General features: G+C 62.8%; 18 protein-coding genes and 1 pseudogene. 9 read left to right on the plus strand and 10 right to left on the minus strand.

Going from position 1 to position 18,809, the window contains the following annotated elements; all coding sequences use genetic code 11:
- The first annotated feature begins 49 nt into the window (after positions 1-49).
- From D5400_RS03040 to D5400_RS03055, 4 genes are all read left to right on the plus strand, one after another.
- A complete protein-coding gene (locus D5400_RS03040) occupies positions 50-772 on the plus strand; it encodes an ABC transporter ATP-binding protein (RefSeq protein ID WP_126007545.1) in 723 nt (240 codons plus the stop codon).
- Complete coding sequence (locus tag D5400_RS03045) at positions 769-3,339, plus strand: ABC transporter permease (protein ID WP_126007547.1); 2,571 nt, start codon at positions 769-771, stop codon at positions 3,337-3,339. Before D5400_RS03040 ends, D5400_RS03045 begins: the two co-directional genes overlap by 4 nt.
- Before the next feature lie 208 nt (positions 3,340-3,547).
- Positions 3,548-4,282 carry a Bax inhibitor-1/YccA family protein gene (locus D5400_RS03050; protein ID WP_126007549.1) on the plus strand — a complete coding sequence of 245 codons (735 nt, stop codon included), beginning with the start codon at positions 3,548-3,550 and terminating at the stop codon, positions 4,280-4,282.
- Between the two features lie 139 nt (positions 4,283-4,421).
- A complete protein-coding gene (locus D5400_RS03055; RefSeq protein WP_126007551.1) occupies positions 4,422-4,991 on the plus strand; it encodes a GNAT family N-acetyltransferase in 570 nt (189 codons plus the stop codon).
- Positions 4,992-5,011: 20 nt separating this feature from the next.
- On the opposite strand, the gene D5400_RS03060 is transcribed toward D5400_RS03055, so the two are convergent.
- The 3 genes from D5400_RS03060 to acnA form a co-directional block, all read right to left on the minus strand.
- Positions 5,012-5,341: a DUF2794 domain-containing protein gene (locus tag D5400_RS03060; RefSeq protein WP_425364908.1), complete on the minus strand. Its 330-nt coding sequence runs from the start codon at positions 5,339-5,341 to the stop codon at positions 5,012-5,014.
- Between the two features lie 399 nt (positions 5,342-5,740).
- Positions 5,741-6,493 carry a DUF1223 domain-containing protein gene (locus tag D5400_RS03065; protein ID WP_245451410.1) on the minus strand — a complete coding sequence of 251 codons (753 nt, stop codon included), beginning with the start codon at positions 6,491-6,493 and terminating at the stop codon, positions 5,741-5,743.
- Positions 6,494-6,713: 220 nt separating this feature from the next.
- The gene (gene acnA / locus D5400_RS03070; protein ID WP_126007555.1) at positions 6,714-9,404 is read right to left on the minus strand and encodes an aconitate hydratase AcnA; all 2,691 of its coding nucleotides are present in this window, start codon (positions 9,402-9,404) and stop codon (positions 6,714-6,716) included.
- A gap of 362 nt (positions 9,405-9,766) precedes the next feature.
- Between acnA and ccmA the strand changes: the two are divergent.
- The 5 genes and pseudogenes from ccmA to D5400_RS03095 form a co-directional block, all read left to right on the plus strand.
- Positions 9,767-10,324: pseudogene (gene ccmA, locus D5400_RS03075) on the plus strand (heme ABC exporter ATP-binding protein CcmA); the annotation flags it as partial.
- The gene (ccmB, locus tag D5400_RS03080; protein ID WP_126007557.1) at positions 10,321-10,980 is read left to right on the plus strand and encodes a heme exporter protein CcmB; all 660 of its coding nucleotides are present in this window, start codon (positions 10,321-10,323) and stop codon (positions 10,978-10,980) included. The pseudogene ccmA and the gene ccmB, both read left to right, overlap by 4 nt.
- Positions 10,981-11,027: 47 nt before the next feature.
- Positions 11,028-11,780, plus strand: coding sequence for a heme ABC transporter permease (locus D5400_RS03085; protein WP_126007559.1), 753 nt, complete (start codon positions 11,028-11,030; stop codon positions 11,778-11,780).
- A gap of 9 nt (positions 11,781-11,789) precedes the next feature.
- Positions 11,790-11,960: a heme exporter protein CcmD gene (gene ccmD, locus D5400_RS03090; RefSeq protein WP_126007561.1), complete on the plus strand. Its 171-nt coding sequence runs from the start codon at positions 11,790-11,792 to the stop codon at positions 11,958-11,960.
- A complete protein-coding gene (locus tag D5400_RS03095; protein ID WP_126007563.1) occupies positions 11,957-12,571 on the plus strand; it encodes a DsbE family thiol:disulfide interchange protein in 615 nt (204 codons plus the stop codon). Before ccmD ends, D5400_RS03095 begins: the two co-directional genes overlap by 4 nt.
- Before the next feature lie 16 nt (positions 12,572-12,587).
- On the opposite strand, the gene D5400_RS03100 is transcribed toward D5400_RS03095, so the two are convergent.
- The 7 genes from D5400_RS03100 to D5400_RS03130 all read right to left on the minus strand — a co-directional run bounded on the left by D5400_RS03100 (position 12,588) and on the right by D5400_RS03130 (position 18,653).
- Positions 12,588-12,878, minus strand: a complete 291-nt coding sequence (locus D5400_RS03100; protein ID WP_126007565.1) for a type II toxin-antitoxin system RelE/ParE family toxin — start codon at positions 12,876-12,878, stop codon at positions 12,588-12,590.
- Positions 12,875-13,108: a type II toxin-antitoxin system ParD family antitoxin gene (locus D5400_RS03105; protein WP_126007567.1), complete on the minus strand. Its 234-nt coding sequence runs from the start codon at positions 13,106-13,108 to the stop codon at positions 12,875-12,877. The genes D5400_RS03100 and D5400_RS03105 overlap by 4 nt, the downstream gene beginning before the upstream one ends.
- Positions 13,109-13,170: 62 nt before the next feature.
- Positions 13,171-13,848: a septation protein A gene (locus D5400_RS03110; RefSeq protein WP_126007569.1), complete on the minus strand. Its 678-nt coding sequence runs from the start codon at positions 13,846-13,848 to the stop codon at positions 13,171-13,173.
- 73 nt (positions 13,849-13,921) lie between these two features.
- Entirely contained in the window at positions 13,922-15,343 is a 1,422-nt protein-coding gene (gene ftsY / locus D5400_RS03115) for a signal recognition particle-docking protein FtsY (protein WP_126007571.1), read from the minus strand.
- A gap of 34 nt (positions 15,344-15,377) precedes the next feature.
- Positions 15,378-16,658: a tRNA (N(6)-L-threonylcarbamoyladenosine(37)-C(2))-methylthiotransferase MtaB gene (gene mtaB / locus D5400_RS03120; RefSeq protein ID WP_126007573.1), complete on the minus strand. Its 1,281-nt coding sequence runs from the start codon at positions 16,656-16,658 to the stop codon at positions 15,378-15,380.
- Positions 16,655-17,545 carry a diaminopimelate epimerase gene (gene dapF, locus D5400_RS03125; RefSeq protein ID WP_245451513.1) on the minus strand — a complete coding sequence of 297 codons (891 nt, stop codon included), beginning with the start codon at positions 17,543-17,545 and terminating at the stop codon, positions 16,655-16,657. The genes mtaB and dapF overlap by 4 nt, the downstream gene beginning before the upstream one ends.
- A gap of 70 nt (positions 17,546-17,615) precedes the next feature.
- A complete protein-coding gene (locus D5400_RS03130) occupies positions 17,616-18,653 on the minus strand; it encodes an MBL fold metallo-hydrolase (RefSeq protein ID WP_425364899.1) in 1,038 nt (345 codons plus the stop codon).
- Between the last annotated feature and the right edge of the window lie 156 nt (positions 18,654-18,809).

The raw sequence follows: 18,809 nt of genomic DNA on the forward strand, positions 1-18,809 counted from the left end.
GTAGACGCCGGGGCAGCCGCCATATCCGGACATATAGGAAGCTTCCGCCTTGACCCAACACATCATCGATCTCGCCGACGCCGATCTGACCCTCGGAAACGGCGCTTCGTCGGTTCATGTCATGAAGCGAATGTCCCTCAAGATTAACGCCGGAGAGTCGGTCGGGATCATCGGTCCTTCGGGATCGGGCAAGTCGACCCTGCTCATGGTTCTCGCGGGCCTGGAAAAGATCGACAGCGGCGCGATCACCATCGCAGGCGCCGAATTGCACAGCATGAGCGAAGATGCGGTCGCCGATTTTCGGGGTCGGCATATCGGCATCGTCTTCCAGTCCTTTCACCTCATTCCGAACATGACCGCGCTCGAAAACGTCGCCGTGCCGCTCGAGCTCGCCGGACGCAACGACGCGTTCGAGGTGGCGGAGCGGGAGCTTCGGGCCGTCGGACTCGGCGAGCGCCTGTCACACCATCCCGGCGAGATGTCGGGCGGCGAACAACAGCGCGTAGCGATTGCACGGGCGCTGGCGCCGTCGCCGGCCGTTCTGATCGCGGACGAGCCGACGGGCAACCTGGACGCGGAAACCGGCCGGCAGATCGCCGACCTTCTCTTCGCAAAGCAGGCCGAGCGCGGCACCACGCTGCTGCTGGTGACGCATGATCCGCAGCTTGCGGCGCGCTGCAACCGGCAGATCAAAGTGCGCTCCGGCGAGATCGTCGATGACGGTCTTGGCCAGGGGCAGCCGGTTGCTCAGGCGCGCGGAGCCTATGCATGAGCCAGGCGAAAACCAGCCGGGCGGCTTCGAGCCAGAATTTCAAGTTGGCCTTCCGTTTGGCGCTGCGCGAAATGCGCGGCGGCCTGTCGGGCTTCTACATCTTCCTCGCCTGCATCGTTCTCGGAACAGCGGCGATCGCGGGCGTCAATTCGGTGTCGCGGTCGATCACCGAGGCAATCGCGGCCGAAGGCCAGGCCATTCTCGCCGGTGACATTCGCTTCGAGATCGACAACCGACCGGCGACCGGCGACGATCTCGCCTTCGTCGAAGGCCTCGGCGATGTGGCGCAATCCGTCAATCTGCGTTCCATGGCCAGGCTCGAGGATGGCAGCGACCAGTCGCTCGTCGAAGTGAAGGCGGTGGATGACCTCTACCCGCTCTACGGGTCCCTCGTCACCGAACCGGCGCTCGATTTCGATGCGCGGCATGGTCTTATCGAAGGCGTCTACGGCGCGGTCGTTGCGCCTGTGCTTCTGGAACGGATGGGCCTTTCGATCGGCGATCGCCTGACGCTCGGCAGCGCAACTTTCGAGGTGCGCGCGTCGCTGATCAACGAGCCCGACCTCCTGTCCGAAGGCTTTGCATTCGCGCCGCGCTTCCTCGTTTCGGTGGATGCGCTTGAAGCGGCAGGTCTTCTCCAGCTCGGCAGCCTTGTCGAATATGTCTACAAGGTCCGCCTGCCGGAGCCTGCGACCTATGATCAGCTGCAGGCTATCCGTGACGAAGCGCGGGCGGACTACACGGATGCCGGCTGGGCCGTGCGCACCAGCGCCAACGCCGCGCCGCAGCTGACCGAAAACATCGAACGCTTCTCGCAGTTTCTCACGCTCGTGGGCCTGACGGCGCTTGTCGTCGGCGGCGTTGGCGTCGCCAATGCCGTGCGTGCTTTCATGGATTCAAAGCGCGGCGTGATCGCAACGCTCAAATGCGTCGGCGCATCGAGCCGCTTCGTGGTCATGGTCTATCTGGTCCAGATAGGCATCGTGGCCACCATCGGTGTCCTGATCGGCGTGGTCATCGGGGCGATCGTACCCTTCGTGGCGGCAGTGTTTCTTGCGGATCTGCTTCCGATCGGCAGCGGTGTCTCCGTGCATCCGGGCGCGCTCTTGCTCGCTGCAGTCTTCGGTCTGCTGACCGCGCTCGCCTTCGCAATCCTGCCGCTTGGCCGCGCACAGGATGTGCCGGCAACCGCACTGTTTCGAAGCCAGGGTTTCGACGGTGCAGGCTGGCCTGCCAAGCGCTACCTCGCGGCAACCGCCGTCACCATGGTGGCGCTAGCGGCGCTTGCGATCCTCACATCGTTCGATCGCTTCATCGCGATCATCTTTCTGGCGGCGATCGCGTTCTCCTTCGTGGTTCTCCGCTCGGTGGCAGTGCTCATCCAGTGGGCGGCAAAGCGCAGCCCGCGCGTGAATTCCGCAGCGCTTCGACTCGCCATCGGCAACATTCACCGGCCGGGCGCCTTGACGCCGTCCGTCGTTCTCTCTCTTGGGCTCGGGCTCGCGCTGTTGGTGACGCTGGCGCTGATCGACGGCAATCTGCGGCGCGAACTTGCCGGCAATCTGCCGGAGCGCGCGCCGAACTTCTTCTTCGTCGACATCCAGTCGAGCGAGATCGACCAGTTCAGGGAGATCGTCGCGACCGCTGCGCCGGAAGGCGACATCGATGCTGTGCCGATGCTGCGCGGGCGGATCGTCGGCATCAATGGCGAAGTGCCGAATCCCGAAGATTACGCCGAGGGTCGCTGGGTCCTACGCGGTGATCGCGGTATCACCTATGCGCCAACACTGCCCGCCGGCACGGCGCTGACGGAAGGGGAGTGGTGGGCCGAAGACTATGACGGTCCTCCACTCGTCTCGTTCTCGGCCGAAGAGGCTGGCGAACTTGGCCTCGGCATCGGCGATTCCATCACCGTCAATGTGCTCGGCCGCGAAGTGACCGCAGAGATCGCCAATCTGCGCGAGATCCAGTGGGAATCGCTGTCGATTAACTTCATCATGGTCTTTTCGCCCAACACATTTGCCGGCGCACCGCATGCGTGGCTTGCGACGCTGACCGATCCGAGCCTCGATGCGGCGCAGGAAGGGCAGATCCTGCGTGAGGTGACGAATGCGCTGCCGACGGTCACGAGTGTGCGTGTCAAGGACGCGATCGACGTGGTCGATCGTCTCGTGGAGCAGCTGGCCGTCGCGATCCGCGCTGCTGCGGCCGTCGCGCTGATCGCCTCGATCCTCGTGCTTTCAGGTGCGCTGGCTGCGGGAAACCGGGCACGGACCCACGATGCGGTGGTGCTGAAGACGCTCGGGGCGACGCGCAGCACACTGATCCGCGCGTTTTCCTACGAGTATCTGATCCTCGGGCTGGCGACGGCGATCTTTGCGCTGTTCGCTGGTGGCGTGGCCGCCTGGTACATCGTTGCGCGCATTATGACGCTGCCCTCGAGCTTCCTGCCCGACGTTGCCATATCCACGCTCGTGATTGCGATCGTGGTGACGGTGGGGATCGGCCTTGCCGGCACATGGCGGGTTCTGGGCCAGAAAGCAGCACCAATTCTCCGCAATCTTTAACGTTTGACACACTGCGCGACTATTGGGCGCAGGATGTTAGCGTTTCCGCGGCGGGAATCGGCGTTCTGCCTAGAGCCGAGGGTCTTGCTCTTGGCTCAGCTAATCCTCATATTATCCACAGGCATGCTGGAGCCCCGCAGCGGCGCCTGGGTTGGTCGATGACACGACCCGACACCGTTTCACTTCCGGGGCTTTGAAAGAGGAAACTATGGCTGACCTTCGTAACTACCAGACCCGCTCGGCCCCGGCCGGGATGCAGGCCGGAGCTGCGATCGACCAGGGCCTGCGCAGCTACATGCTTCGCGTCTACAATCTGATGGCCCTCGGACTGGCGATCACGGGTGTTGCTGCCTATGCGACATTCGCATTGGCACAGAGCAATCCTGCGTTTGCGCAACTCATGTATGCCAGCCCGCTGCGCTGGGTCGTGATGCTCGCTCCGCTGGCGCTCGTCTTCTTCCTGAGCTTCCGCATTCAGAACATGAGCGTCAGTGCGGCGCAGACCACGTTCTGGATCTACTCGGCCGTCATGGGCCTGTCTCTATCGTCGATCTTCCTGGTCTTCACGGGCCAGAGCATCGTACAGACATTCTTCATCACCGCCGCATCGTTCGGCGCACTGTCGCTTTACGGCTACACGACGAAGCGCGATCTGTCAGGCATGGGTTCGTTCCTTTTCATGGGCTTGATCGGTCTGATCATCGCCATGGTCGTGAACATCTTCCTTGCTTCGAGCGCTCTGCAGTTCGCGATCTCGGCAATCGGCGTCCTGATCTTCGCAGGCCTGACGGCTTACGATACGCAGGAAATCAAGACGATGTACTATGAAGGCGACTCAAGCGATGCCGCCGGCCGCAAGGCCATCATGGGTGCGCTTCGCCTGTACCTCGACTTCATCAACATGTTCATGTTCCTGCTGCAGTTCATGGGCAACCGCGAATAAGCAGAACACGGATAGGTGTTTCGAAAGGGCGGCCTGCGGGTCGCCCTTTTTCGTTGCGGGATCGTCATCATGCGCGCTGGTATCAGACCTGAAGCTAGGCTATCTGGCGAGCGAAACCGAACGCGATGGTGCTTGCCCCATGTCTTTCTCAATCCGTCCCGCCACGTCCGCCGATCTCGATGCGATCACCGCAATCTATCGGGAGAATGTGCAGAACGGCACGGCAACCTACGAGCTTGATGCGCCCGATCGCACCGAGATGGAACGTCGGTTTTCAACGATCACGGGCAAGGGATACCCCTATCTCGCGGCAGAAGGAGCCGACGGGGCCTTGATCGGCTACGCCTATGCATCCGCTTTCCGGGACAGACCGGCCTATTCGTGGCTGGTTGAGGATTCCATCTATCTCGCACCAGAGGCGCGCGGGCAGGGTCTGGGCAAGGCCCTGCTCGCAGACCTGCTGTCGCGGACCGAGGCGCTTGGGTTCCGGCAGATGGTTGCAGTGATCGGCGGTGCCCATCCCGCATCGGTCGCCGTGCACCGTGCCTGTGGCTTCGACTTGATCGGCACGATGCCAGGCACAGGTTTCAAATTCGGCCGATGGCTGGATACCGTCATCATGCAGAAGGCGCTGGGCGCGGGTAACGAAACGCCGGCGGATTTGACGCGCTATCCGGGCACGCTGGCGAACGGCATCGCTGGTCGGTGAGATATATGACGGCTCGACGGTTAGATACCGACGAGCTTCGGCTTCTTGTCGAGCACGCGCAGCACGGTTTCCAGTTCGTGGCCGCGCTTCAGAATCATACCATTGGCCGCAACGACGCTGAACGCTCCCTGTCGACGGGCATTCTTCGGGCATTTTTCGATCCGGTAGAGCGGGACCTCACTTGTGCGTCGAAATGCGGAAAATACGGCCTTCTCGCGAAGATGGTCGAGCGCGTAATCGCGCCACTCTCCGGACGCAACCATGCGGCCATAGAGTCTCAGGATCGTATCGAGTTCGCGGCGATTGAAGGTGACGGGAAGAGGCTCGGCGCCGCTTTTGTAATCCGTCATATGGACGATGTTTGCGCCCTGTTCTGGCACGTGATCCGTCATCGGGTCTCCTGGGATTTCCGACCTTGGGCATGACAACCGTGTGACAGTTTGCCTGCCGGCTGCCGAAATGCAAGGAAAAGAAAGCGTTAAAAGGCCGATCACGAAAGGCGACCGTGCGCGTTACCAAGTGAACCGAAACGGTTACTTGAGCGGGTTTTGGCCGCAATTGGGCCGCACCGATGCCCGAATTGGAGACGAGATTCCGATCGTTGCCTCAGACGGCTCGGTCCGGTGACTTTCGAATTCAAAGCCCCCCAGCCCCTCGAAACCGCTGGGCCGAGCCAACTCCCTGATGCAGCATTCGAAAAGGTCGCTTCGGCGACCTTTTTTTGTGTCCGCTCTTCCTGAGGAATGCTCTCAATCAGTTCTTGCAGAAGGCTCGATGAGCGCTGCACCGATAATCGCGCCGGGCGCGCGGCCGTTCACCATTCTCTGCAGCAGGATTGCGCCATTCCGGTTGACCCAGTCGTCGATCATCATGGCGGGCAAGGTGATGCGCTCGGCGTCGCCCTTCCAGACACCAACGATCTGAAGTTCGCGTACGCTGTTCACGTAGGTGTAGCTTGCGCCATCGTTTTCGCCGGCCTCGATCGGCACGGTGTTCTCGCGATCGAAGACGACGAGCACCACATGGGCCTTTCCTTCGCCCTCGCCGACATCGATGACGAGCGTATCGTCATCATGGGCGACGTCGACGTCGACCACGAGGCCGCGGCCGTCGCGCTCCATCGCGGAAAGGGTGGTGTCGATATGCCCGCGCGAGGCGCCATTGACGTGGTCGCGGCCATTGAGAACGGCCTGGGGAGTGTAAACGCTCTTGCGCTCGAAGGTCGTTGCATAGGCCTTTTGGCGCGCGGTGTTTTCCGGCGAGGCCAGCGTGTCCTTCCAGCCGAGATAATTCCAGTAGTCGACATGATAGGCGAGTGCGATCACGTCGCCTTCTTCGGCCAGATCGGCGAGCACGGCATCTGCCGGCGGGCAGGAGGAGCATCCCTGGCTTGTGAAGAGCTCGACGACACCCAGCGGCTTGTCGCCTGCTATGGTGGCGGTTGGGCAGACGGCGAGCGACAGAAGCAGCAGCGCCGGCGCAATCTTCGATCTGACCATCATCAACTTGACCATTCTGGCGCACGCCATGGCGCATATGGCCCGAAACTGTCGATCACGGGTCCTTCTTGCGCTGTCCATCCGTTAAAAACGCTACAGGCCGCGCAGATCAAGCAAAAGTCACGTTCGAGTGACGCGCGCGCCCCGAATTTTTGATCCGGGGCGGACATCGAAGTCGAAGCTCGAGGCCGCACTGCACGGCCTCAAGCGGATTCAAGCAGTATCAGGCAGCAAGATCGCGCAGAACCGTCTGCAGAATCCCGCCATTTTCCATGTAGGTGACCTCATCCAGCGTCTCGACGCGGCTGATGATCGTGACGTCCTTGACCGTGCCGTCGCCGTAGGTGATGCGGGCGGTCTTGGTTTCGCGGGGCTTCAGCTTGGTGAGGCCTTCGATAGTCACGGTTTCGTCACCACGCAGGTTGAGGCTTGCCCAGCTCGTTCCTTCTTCGAGAACGAAGGGGATCACGCCCATGCCGACGAGGTTGGCGCGGTGGATACGCTCGAAGCTCTGCGCGATCACGGCGCGTACGCCGAGAAGGACAGTGCCCTTTGCAGCCCAGTCGCGCGACGAGCCGTTGCCATACTCGGCGCCGGCGAAGATGACGAGCGGCACGCCCTCTTCCTTGTACCGCATGGCTGCGTCGAAGATCGACATCTCTTCCTTCGACGGATAGTGGATCGTGTATCCACCTTCCTTGCCGTTCGGGCCCATCATGTGGTTGCGCAGACGGATGTTGGCGAAGGTGCCGCGCATCATGATCTCGTGGTTGCCACGACGGGTGCCGTACTGGTTGAAGTCGGCAGCGCCGACGCCACGCTCCATGAGATATGCACCGGCAGGCGATGCCGCCTTGATCGAACCGGCCGGCGAGATGTGGTCGGTGGTGATCTTGTCGCCGAGCAGGCCGAGAACGCGTGCACCGACGATGTCGCTCGTGCCGCCTGCGCCCTTGCCCATTCCGACGAAGTACGGCGGGTTCTGCACGTAGGTCGATGAATCGTCCCAGGTGTAGGTGTCGCCGGCCGGAACCTGAACGTTCTGCCAGTTCTCGTCGCCACGGAACACGTCGGCATACTTGCTCTCGTAGACGTCACGGGTGACGTATTTCAGGATGAAGTCCTGAATTTCTTTCGAGGTCGGCCAGATGTCGCGCAGATAAACCGGCTGACCGTCGGAGCCTTCGCCGATCGGCTCGGTGGTCAGGTCCTTCTTCACCGTTCCGGCCAGCGCGTAGGCAACGACCAGCGGCGGCGAAGCGAGGTAGTTCGCCTGGACGTCCGGCGAAATGCGGCCTTCGAAGTTGCGGTTGCCCGAAAGCACGCCGGCAGCGATGAGGCCCTTGTCGTTGATCGTCTTCGACACCGGAGCCGGCAGCGGGCCGGAGTTGCCGATGCAGGTCGTGCAGCCGAAGCCGACGAGGTTGAAGCCGAGCGCGTCGAGGTCTTTCTGCAGACCGGCCTTTTCGAGGTAGCCGGCAACGACCTGGCTTCCGGGAGCGAGCGATGTCTTCACCCAGGGCTTCGTCTTCAGGCCCTTGGCAACGGCGTTGCGTGCAAGCAGACCGGCACCGATCAGAACCGATGGGTTCGACGTGTTTGTGCAGGACGTGATGGCGGCAATGGCGACATCGCCGTGGCCGAGATCGTAGTCCGCGCCTTCGACGGCATAGCGCATGTCGATCTGGCCCGGCTTCTTGTACTCTTCAGCCAGCGACTTTTCGAAACCGGATGCGATGCCTTCGAGCGGAATGCGGCCTTCGGGACGCTTCGGGCCGGCCATGGAGGGCACGACGGTGCCGAGGTCGAGCTCGAGCGTGTCGGTGAAGACCGGATCTGCCGAACCTGCCTCGCGCCACATGCCCTGCGCCTTCGAATAGGCTTCGACGAGCGCGATGCGGTCGCGATCGCGGCCCGAAACGGTGAGGTAGTTGATCGTTTCGGAATCGACCGGGAAGAAGCCGCAGGTCGCGCCGTATTCAGGGCCCATATTGCCGATCGTCGCGCGGTCGGCGAGCGTCATGTTGTCGAGGCCGGGGCCGAAGAATTCGACGAACTTGGCGACGACGCCCTTCTTGCGCAGCATCTGGACGACGGTGAGCACGAGGTCGGTGGCGGTGACGCCTTCCTTCAGTGCGCCGGTGACCTTGAAGCCGATGACTTCCGGCAGGAGCATCGAGATCGGCTGACCGAGCATGGCCGCTTCGGCTTCGATGCCGCCGACGCCCCAACCGAGAACGCCGAGACCGTTGATCATGGTCGTGTGGCTGTCGGTGCCGACGCAGGTGTCCGGATAGGCGACGGTTTCGCCGTCCTCATCCTTCGTCCAGACGGTCTGGCCGAGATATTCGAGGTTTACCTGGTGGCAGATGCCGGTACCGGGCGGAACGACGCGGAAGTTCTGGAAGGCCTGCTGGCCCCACTTCAGGAAGCGGTAGCGCTCGCCGTTGCGCTCATATTCCTTCTCGACGTTGTTCGCGAAGGCCTGCGGCGTGCCGAACTCGTCGACGATGACCGAGTGGTCGATGACGAGGTCGACCGGGACGAGCGGGTTGATCTTCTGTGGGTCACCGCCGAGCGATGCCATGGCGTCGCGCATGGCTGCGAGGTCGACGACGGCGGGAACGCCGGTGAAGTCCTGCATGAGCACGCGGGCAGGACGGTAGGCAATCTCGCTGCCGCCGGTGCCCTTGTCGTCGAGCCATTTGCTGACATTGATGATGTCGTTCTTGGTGACCGAACGGCCATCTTCATTGCGCAGGAGGTTTTCGACAACGACCTTCATCGAGAAAGGCAGGCGCGAAACGCCTTCGAGGCCGTTTGCCTCTGCCTTGGTAAGGTCGAAATAGACATAGTCTTTGTCGCCCACCTTGAGGGTGGAGCGGCAATTGAAGCTGTCGAGCGATTTGGACAAGTGAAACCCCGTCTTCGTCTGATCAGCCGAAGCTGCCGGGCGAACGCCTATACGCTTGATCCCGCGAGGGGATGCGTGAGGATGCGGGTACGGTCATTTCCGCTGTCCGCCCGTGATCGTGAATGCCTTCCGGCAGATCATGTTCGGCGCAAGGATGGTGATCACGCCGACCGCTGGCGTGGTTGCAGGCCTTATAGATAATTTCTATGAAGGGTTCCAGTGCATCGGGGCAAAATGCGACGGATTTCGCAGCCACGCCGCAAGCTGCCCTCACGGGCAATTTCGCCCAGGGGAAAAGCATGCGGCTGATCGCCGAAAGACTGACGGCAAGCCGGGGAAGTGAGCCGATTTTCGCGGATCTGTCGCTGACAGTCGAGGCGGGCGAAGCGCTGATCGTGACGGGTCCGAACGGCATCGGCAAGTCCACGCTGCTCAAGGTCATCGCCGGGTTGCTCAAGGCTGATTCGGGAATCGTGACGTTGGACGGCGGCCCGCAAGAGGCAGAGACGCTTGCCGAAGCCTGCCATTATCTTGGCCATCGCAACGGCATGAAGCGCGAACTGACGGTGGCCGAAAATCTGGGCTTCTGGCAACGCTTCATGGCAGCGCCTGCGCTTGGTGTCGAAGAGGCGGCAGATGCGGTCGGGCTCGCAACAGTTCTCTCGTTGCCTTACGGATATCTTTCCGCCGGCCAGCAGCGCCGGATCGCGATGGCGCGGCTTCTCGTCTCGCATCGCCCGATCTGGATCCTCGATGAACCGACCGCCGCACTGGATGTTGCTTCGGAAGCGCGATTCGGCGGCATGGTGGAGGCCCATCTTCGAACGGGAGGGCTGGCTCTCATCGCCACGCACCAGCCCCTCGCGATCTCGACGCAGCGCGAATTTGCCATGACGCCAGGCCTCACGGTGAGCGCATGAGAGCGTTGATCCTGCGCGACATCCGGCTCGGCATCCGTGCAGGAGGCGGGGCGCTTATCGGCGTGTTGTTCTTCCTGACTGTCATTGCCGTGGTGCCCTTCGGCGTGGGGCCGGATCTCAACCTTCTCGCCCGCATCGGGCCGGCAATGCTCTGGATTGGCGCGCTTCTCGCCTCGCTTCTCGGCCTGGACCGGCTGTTCCAGGCCGATCGCGAGGATGGCGCGCTGGATATCCTGCTGATGCAGGAGCATCCGCTGATGCTGACGGTCTTCTCCAAATGCCTGGCACACTGGATCGCAACCGGCCTGCCGCTGGTGCTCGCTGCGCCGCTTCTCGCGCTCTTCATGAATGTCGAGCCGCTGGCGATCGGCGCTGCGACCCTGACGCTGGCCGTCGGCACCCCGGCGATCACCTTCATCGGCGCAGTCGGCGCCGCTGTCGCCGTGTCGCTGCCGCGGGGCGGCCTCCTGGTTTCCATCCTCGTGCTGCCACTCACCGTGCCGGTCCTCGTTTTCGGCGTGAGTGCCATCTATGCGGCGGTGGAGGAGCCGGCACCTTTCATGCCGCCTTTCCTCATTCTTGCTGCGATCACGTTGTTCTTTGCAGTGCTGGGGCCGCTTGCCGCCGCTGCGGCATTGCGCGCATCGACCGACTGAGCCGGGCGCGTTGCCGCCTGTCACGATCCGCGATATGAGTTTCAGGAATGAGCGACACGAGCCTATCCATCGGACGCATCGGCGATCTGGCAAACCCCACCCGGTTTCTTGCCTTGGCGGGGCGATTGTTGCCATGGCTTGCCGGGTTGACCCTCCTCGTTGCCGTGATCGGCCTCTGGATGAGCTTTGAGGCCCCTGAAGACTATCAGCAGGGCGCGACCATCCGCATCATGTTCATCCATGTGCCTTCGGCCTGGCTTGCGATGATGTGCTACACGGTGATGGCGGCTTCCGCGATCGGCACGCTCGTCTGGCGTCATCCCCTCGCAGACGTTTCAGCGCGCGCGGCCGCTCCGATCGGCGCAGCGTTTACCGTACTGGCGCTCGTCACCGGCTCGCTCTGGGGCAAGCCCATGTGGGGAACCTGGTGGGTCTGGGACGCGCGGCTGACTTCGGTCTTCGTTCTGCTTCTTATGTATCTCGGGCTGATCGCCCTGCAGCGGGCGATGGACGATCCGACGAAGTCGGCGCGGCTCTCGGCGATCCTGATCCTCGTCGGTTTCATCAACATCCCGATCATCAAGTTCTCGGTCGACTGGTGGAACACGTTGCACCAGCCGGCGAGCGTGGTGCGGCTCGACGGACCGACGATCCACCCGTCGATGCTCTATCCGCTGCTGGTCATGGCGGTCGCCTTCACGCTTCTGTTCTTCACGCTGCATCTTGCCGCCATGCGCAACGAGATCTGGCGCCGTCGCGTGGCGGCCTTGCGCCGCCAAGTGGCACGGCAGGCGGCCTGAGGCGGGATCATGCAGTATTTCGGGTTCATCTTCGCGTCCTACGCCATCACTGCCCTCGTTCTGGGCGCCCTGATCGCGTGGGTGATCCTCGACCATCGCGGTCGGCGCGCCGAACTGGCGGCGCTCGAAGCGCAGGGCGTTCGCAGGCGCTCCGATCGGGTCAGCGAGAGCAGCCGATGAGCGAGACCCCGATCGAGGAACGCGAAGAGGCGGTCGGTCAGGCCAAGCGCAACAACGCACGCGCCCGACTGATCGCGCTGTTGCCGCTGCTCATATTCGGCGCATTGGCGGCAGTCTTTCTCGGGCAATTGCTGTCCGGCCGCGATGCTTCGGTCATACCATCGGCGCTGGTCGGTCAGCCGGCGCCTGTGCTCGATCTTCCGGAACTCGCGGGCCTGACGCGCGATGGCGCGCCGGTGCCCGCGCTGACCAACGCCGCGCTGGATGGGCAACTGACCCTCGTCAATGTCTGGGCATCCTGGTGCGTGCCGTGCCGGCAGGAACATCCGCTCCTGATGGAGCTTGCCGCGCAGGAAGATATCCAGGTCGTGGGCATCAATTACAAGGACCAGAACGAAAACGCGATCCGCTTCCTTGGCGAGCTCGGCAACCCCTACGATGCCGTTGGCGTGGACGACAATGGACGCACCGCGATCGACTGGGGCGTCTATGGCGTGCCCGAGAGCTATCTCGTCGGGCCAGATGGCACGATCCTCTACAAGAAGGTCGGCCCGTTCTCGCCGGAAACCTATCTGACCGAACTGCTGCCGGCGATCGACGCGGCGCGGTAAGCCCCGGTTCACAGTCTCAGAGATGGCGGTTCACATCCATCCGCTGATGCAGGATGCGCAGGACGATGAGGTGTTCCTCGTTTCTCTCCCGAAAAAAGATCACGTGCGATCCGACATTCGTTTTGCGGTAGCCCTCCCGGATGTCGACTGGCCTTGTCATCTGCTGACCCGACGCCACCGATAAACAGGCATCACGCAGCAACTGAACATACGTGACTGCCTGGCTGGTGCCCCAGCGTTCCTCGGTATAGTGCCAGATGCTGTCGAGGTCGCGCTTGGCGGCTGGGGAGAATTGAATGGACTTCAACGAGTGTACGGAGAGATCTTGCCGGCGATAAAATCATCGAAGTCAAAAACTTCGGGCGGCCCTGAGTTCTCGCCTTCCATCAAAGCATCCTCAAGCGCTTTCACCTTCGCTTCATGCTGCTCGAGCAGGCGAAGACCGTCACGAAGAACATCGTCCGGCGACCGGTACCGACCAGACGCCAACTGGGCTTCGACGAAACCATCGAAATGCTTGCCAAGCGATACCGCCATGGGAACATCTCCGCGTTCAGATTGAGTGAAGCTAGATCGGAACGACGGCTGCTTCAACCCGATCACCCCTCCGTCGGCTTCTCCATGGCCTTTTCGACTGTCTGCTCCTTCGGCTCCAGCGAGTGGCGCATGATCAAGGGCATTTGGGCCATGGTGAAGGCGATGGTGATCGGCATCGTTCCCCAGACCTTGAAAGCAACCCAGAAATCGGTCGAAAATGCGCGCCAGACGACTTCGTTGAGGACTGCGAGGAACAGGAAAAACACGCCCCACCGCAACGTCAGCTTGCGCCAGCCCTCACTGTCGAGCTTGAAGGCGCTGTCGAAGACATAGCCCAGCAGAGATTTGCCGAAGTACAGACCGCCAAGCAGGATTGCTCCGAACATCGTGTTCACGATGGTCGGCTTCATCTTGATGAAGGTTTCGTTCTGCAGATAGAGCGTCAGCGCGCCGAAGATGAAGACAACGACGCCGGAGATCAGCGGCATCATCGGCACGGTGCGCAGCAGCAGCCAGGATACTGTCAGCGAGACGGCCGTCGCGACCATGAAGAGCCCGGTCGCGATGAAGATTGGATCGCCGAGATCGGCCAGCATCGGGAATGTGGAGGCCAGCCACTCGCCGCGCGAGTTGGCGAAGAAGAAGACGAGCAGCGGGCCGAGCTCGAGCACGAGCTTGAGGAGCGGGTGCGGTTCGGCCTTCTTGGCCGGTGCCACGGGTTCGATCGGTTCAACGCTCATGCAGTCCTCTTCATTCCTGATGCCCGTCATCGTCTACAACGTCATGATGCTGAAGTGATGGCACGAACGCACTCTATTTCAGCGGCGTTCCGGCAATCGCCGCGGCGAATTCCCGCGCTTCGAAGGGCTCGAGATCGTCGATACCTTCGCCGACGCCGATGAAATACACCGGCAATTTGTGCTTGGCCGCAATTGCCACGAGAATGCCGCCGCGGGCCGACCCGTCGAGTTTCGTCATCACGAGACCGTTCACGCCGGCGACGTTCCTGAAGATTTCGACCTGGTTCAGCGCATTCTGGCCGGTCGTCGCATCCAGCGTCTGCAGCACGGTGTGCGGGGCGTCCGGATCGAGCTTGCCAAGCACGCGTACGACCTTTTCCAGTTCCGCCATCAGCTCCGCCTTATTCTGCAGGCGGCCGGCCGTATCGACGATGACGACGTCGGAGCCGTTGGCCTTCGCTTTCTCGAAGGCATCATAGGCAAGGCCAGCCGCGTCGGCGCCAAGCTTGGAGGAGATGACGGTCGCGCCTGTGCGCTCGCCCCAGATCTTCAGCTGCTCGATGGCGGCAGCGCGGAATGTGTCGCCGGCGGCGAGCGTGACTTTCAGGCCGCCGCGCGTCAGCTTTGAGGCGAGCTTGCCGATCGTCGTTGTCTTGCCGGTGCCGTTGACACCGACCACGAGAATGACATGCGGCTTGTGGTCGAGATTGAGTTCGAGCGACCTTGCGACGGGCGCCAGCACCTTCTCGATCTCACTTGCCATGATCTTCGCGACATCGGCGGAATCGACGCTCTTGCCGTAGCGGCCGGAGGCGAGCGTGTCGGTGACCCGCATCGCTGTCTCGATGCCGAGATCGGCCCGGATCAGCACATCTTCCAGATCCTGCAGCGTGTCCTCGTCCAGCTTCCGCTTGGTGAAGATCGAGGTGATCTGGTCGGTCAGCTGCGCAGAGGTGCGAGAGAGGCCCTGGCGCAGGCGCTGGAACCAGGAAAGTTTCTGCGGCGGCGCAATGTCGGTCAGTTCGGTCGATGGCGCCGAGCCACGCGAAATGCGGATACCGCCTTCGACGGTCGGCAAAGGAGCCGGGTCGGTGTCGATGCCATCGTGGGTCGCGGTCGATTCGTCGGCTAAGGACGGCAATGCCGCGCTCTCTTCCGGCTCTGCTGTGTCCGGATCGAGCGATACCTCGCCGGCCGTCTCGATGGTCTCGACAATGGGCTCGGGCGTTTCGACCGGCTCTGCTGTCGCTTCCGTCGGAAGCGTTTCAGGCGTGAAGGCGGGCGCGCCGTCGATGACGGGTGCTTCCACGGGCTCCCGGCGGATCAGCGTGACTGCTGCCACGCTTTCTGCTGTGGGTATGGCCTTCGGCGCTGCGGGTTCTTCGGTTGGAGCGAGCGGGGCAAGCGTGTCCGGGAGCGCGGCCGCTTCGGCCGGCTTTTCCTCTTCCTTCGTGCGACCGAAGGAGAACATGCGTTTCACGAAGCCTAAGGCCATAATCTGTCTTTCAGTCCCTTAGGGGTTCGAATGGTCAGGCGGCCGAGCGGTGTCGGATGTCGGCGCTGAGGATGCCGTCATCATGGCCGACGATCTCGACGCCGATCAATGTTCCCGGCCGGCCGAGATGCTCGGGAAAGGATGTCAGAGCGAAGTTCTCGGTGCGGCCGATGCCGGGCTTTTCGATCAGCAGGGTTTGCCGCGTGCCGACGAGCGACGTCAAATGCGCGTGGTGGGCCTCGTCACCCTTGGCGCGCAGCCGGCGGGCGCGCTCCTTGATCAGCGAACGGTCGAGCTGCGGCATGCGGGCGGCCGGTGTGCCGTCGCGTTGGCTATAGGGAAACACGTGGAGATGGGAGAGGCCGCAGGCGTCGACGATCGACAGCGCGTTTTGAAACATCTCCTCGGTCTCGGTCGGAAAGCCGGCAATGATGTCCGCGCCGAAAGCGATGTCGGGGCGCAGCCGGCGAACGTCCTCGCAGAACCGGATCGCATCGTCGCGCAAATGGCGCCGCTTCATCCGCTTCAGGATCATATCGTCGCCGTGCTGCAGGGAAAGATGCAGATGCGGCATAAAGCGCGGCTCGTCCGCGATCAGCTGCATCAGATGCTCGTCAGCCTCGATGCTGTCGATGGACGACAGGCGGATCCGGGCGAGTTCCGGCACCTGGGCGAGGATGGTGCGCACCAGCTTGCCGAGCGAGGGCTGGCCCGGCAGGTCGGCGCCGTAGCTCGTTGCATCGACGCCGGTGATCACCACCTCGATATAGCCGTTGTCGACAAGCCGGCGGACCTGGTCGACGACGGCGCCCATCGGCACCGAGCGCGAGTTGCCGCGGCCATAGGGGATGATGCAGAAGGTGCAGCGGTGGTCGCAGCCATTCTGCACCTGGACGAAGGCACGGGCGCGACCTTCGATGGCATCGACCATCTGCGGCGCGGTTTCCTTCACGGCCATGATGTCGTTGACGCGGACTTTCGCCTCGGCCGAAACGCCAAAATCCGGCAGCTTGCGGTAGCTCGCCGCCTTCAGCTTCTCCTCGTTGCCGAGAACCACGTCGACTTCATCCATGCCGGCGAAGGTTGCGGCCTCGGTCTGGGCGGCGCAGCCCGTCACGATGATGCGGGCATGGGGATTGTCACGCCGTGCCTTGCGGATCGCCTGCTTGGCCTGGCGCACGGCTTCGGCGGTCACCGCGCAGGTGTTGACGAGCACGGCGTTGTTGAGGCCGGCCGCCTCGGCCTCACGCCGCATGATCTCGGACTCGTAGGTATTCAGCCGGCAACCGAAGGTGAGGATGTCGACGCCGCTCATTGCGCGGCCTCGCTCTGCTCGGCGTCTCGGGTGAATGCGCCGGTCCTGGGATCGAGCGCTCCGGAGAATTCCCACTCAGCCGGGCCGGTCATCACTACATGGTTGTTTTGAAGCCACTCGATCACGAGCGGGCCGCCGGGGACATGCACCGTCACGGTCCGGTCGGTCATGCGCTTGCGGATGGCTGAAACGGCAGCCGCACAGGCGGCGGAGCCACAGGCGCGCGTCAGCCCGGCGCCGCGTTCCCAGGTGCGGAGCGTCATCTCGCTGCGCGAGGTCACCTGTGCGATCGAGATATTGGCGCGTTCCGGAAACAGCGGATGATGCTCGAGGATCGGGCCGAAGCGATCGAGCTCATAGCCCCAGACGTCGTCGTCGACCCAGAAGATCGCATGGGGATTGCCCATGGAGGCGACCGAAGGCGAATGCAGGACCGGCGCATCGATCGGGCCGATCTGCAGCTCGATCATGCGCGTATCGCGGAATTCCTCCGAGAGCGGGATCTTCTGCCAGTCGAAAATGGGCTCGCCCATGTCGACGGAGATCAGCCCGTCCTCGTGCTCCTGCGCCGTCAGGATGCCGGCGATGGTCTGGAAGGTGAACAGCGACTTGCCGGTTTCGGCGGCGAGTGCCTGGACGACACAGCGCATGCCGTTGCCGCAAGCCTGGGCTTCAGAGCCGTCGCAGTTGAGGATGCGCACATAGGCGTCGGTCAGGTCGCGCTTGGGATCATGGATTGCCATGATCTGATCGAACCGCGTTGCTGGATCGGCCGCGAGCGCGATGGCGGCCTCGGGCAATACCTGATCGTCGCGGCCGCGCATGTCGACCACGAGGATCTGGTTGCCCAGTCCATTCATCTTGGCGAAGGGAACGCCGGCGTTCATCGTCTCATCAAGCCCTGTCACTTGCCGGCTTATATGGCCGAAACGGCTTGAGATTACCAGTGCGCCGGGCTCAAGCCTGTTCTGCGGGGACGTCCCACACTTCGCCGGGCCGCATCGGGCGGAACCGCTCGCGCGCGATCGACCGTCCGTCGAGTGCGGCATGGAGCGCCGTCACCGGATCCTCGATGCCTTCATTGGTGAGCCGGAAGGTGCCCCAATGATGGCCGGCGACATGCGCGGAACGGGACAGCAGCATGCCTTCCACCGCTTCGGCCGGATTCTGGTGCTGGCCCTGCATGAACCAGCGCGGCTCATAGGCGCCGAAGGGCAGGATGGCGAGGCGGAAGCCGCCATATTTTTCAGCTGCCGCGCGGTAATTGATGCCGGAATGAAAGCCGGTATCGCCGATATGGTAGATGCGGCCGCCCGGCGTCTCCACGACGAAGGCGGCCCAAAGCGCCATGCGGCGGTCGCGCGTGCCGCGTGCCGACCAGTGGTGTGCCGGCTCCAGGCGAACATTGATGCCCGGCGCGACCTCGACGCCTTCTCCCCAGTCGTGAACCGCGATCCACGCATCGGCCACGCGCTCGCGCACGATCACATCATTGCCGAGCGGTGTGACGATCAGGGGTCGATGGGCGGCGTGAAGGGCTGCGAGCGTATCGAGATCGAGATGGTCGTAGTGATTGTGCGACAGCAAAATCACATCGATCGGCGGTAAGGCATCCAGTGCGATCCCCGGCTGATTGATGCGGCGCGGGCCGGCGAAGGAGACGGGACTTGCGCGTTCCGACCAGACGGGATCGGTGAGAATATTGAGGCCAGCGGTCTGGATCAGCATCGTCGCATGGCCGACCATGGTGATGCGAAGCTCGGTACCACCGACGCGCTCATCCGGCCGGGCAGGCGGGAAGGGGCTGTCGAAGGTCTCGGGCCAGGGCGTCTTCGTCTCGCCCAGCTGCCATTTCAGAAGGTCGAGGAAGGACCCCGGCTCCCGACCGCCTGGATTGAAGAAGTACGTTCCGTCGAAATGATCGCTGACGGGGCCATCGTAATAGGGATTGGCCGAGGCGCGGCGCACGCCGAACAGGCCAAAGCCAGCTGCCATGGCACCCAATCCTGCAAGTGAGAGAAAATGTCGACGTTTCATGGCGCCGATATAGGGGACGGCAGGGTCTACGTCGACGGCACCGTCGGAACGACCGTCGAGTTCACGGGAAGTTTATGAGTACCTCCTAAGGTGCAGTTGTCCCAGTGCAACGCC

Source organism: Georhizobium profundi (assembly GCF_003952725.1).
Taxonomy (GTDB): Bacteria; Pseudomonadota; Alphaproteobacteria; order Rhizobiales; family Rhizobiaceae; genus Georhizobium; species Georhizobium profundi.

Bases quoted from the DNA above. Each gene is read 5' to 3' on its own strand.
- D5400_RS03065 (WP_245451410.1), bottom strand. From the start codon at position 6,493: ATGATGGTCAGATCGAAGATTGCGCCGGCGCTGCTGCTTCTGTCGCTC.
- ccmD (WP_126007561.1), top strand. From the start codon at position 11,790: ATGCAGTATTTCGGGTTCATCTTCGCGTCCTACGCCATCACTGCCCTC.
- dapF (WP_245451513.1), bottom strand. From the start codon at position 17,545: ATGAACGCCGGCGTTCCCTTCGCCAAGATGAATGGACTGGGCAACCAG.
- mtaB (WP_126007573.1), bottom strand. From the start codon at position 16,658: ATGAGCGGCGTCGACATCCTCACCTTCGGTTGCCGGCTGAATACCTAC.
- D5400_RS03130 (WP_425364899.1), bottom strand. From the start codon at position 18,653: ATGGCAGCTGGCTTTGGCCTGTTCGGCGTGCGCCGCGCCTCGGCCAAT.
- ftsY (WP_126007571.1), bottom strand. From the start codon at position 15,343: ATGGCCTTAGGCTTCGTGAAACGCATGTTCTCCTTCGGTCGCACGAAG.
- D5400_RS03050 (WP_126007549.1), top strand. From the start codon at position 3,548: ATGGCTGACCTTCGTAACTACCAGACCCGCTCGGCCCCGGCCGGGATG.
- D5400_RS03085 (WP_126007559.1), top strand. From the start codon at position 11,028: ATGAGCGACACGAGCCTATCCATCGGACGCATCGGCGATCTGGCAAAC.
- ccmB (WP_126007557.1), top strand. From the start codon at position 10,321: ATGAGAGCGTTGATCCTGCGCGACATCCGGCTCGGCATCCGTGCAGGA.
- D5400_RS03110 (WP_126007569.1), bottom strand. From the start codon at position 13,848: ATGAGCGTTGAACCGATCGAACCCGTGGCACCGGCCAAGAAGGCCGAA.
- D5400_RS03105 (WP_126007567.1), bottom strand. From the start codon at position 13,108: ATGGCGGTATCGCTTGGCAAGCATTTCGATGGTTTCGTCGAAGCCCAG.
- D5400_RS03095 (WP_126007563.1), top strand. From the start codon at position 11,957: ATGAGCGAGACCCCGATCGAGGAACGCGAAGAGGCGGTCGGTCAGGCC.
- D5400_RS03045 (WP_126007547.1), top strand. From the start codon at position 769: ATGAGCCAGGCGAAAACCAGCCGGGCGGCTTCGAGCCAGAATTTCAAG.
- D5400_RS03060 (WP_425364908.1), bottom strand. From the start codon at position 5,341: ATGACGGATTACAAAAGCGGCGCCGAGCCTCTTCCCGTCACCTTCAAT.
- D5400_RS03055 (WP_126007551.1), top strand. From the start codon at position 4,422: ATGTCTTTCTCAATCCGTCCCGCCACGTCCGCCGATCTCGATGCGATC.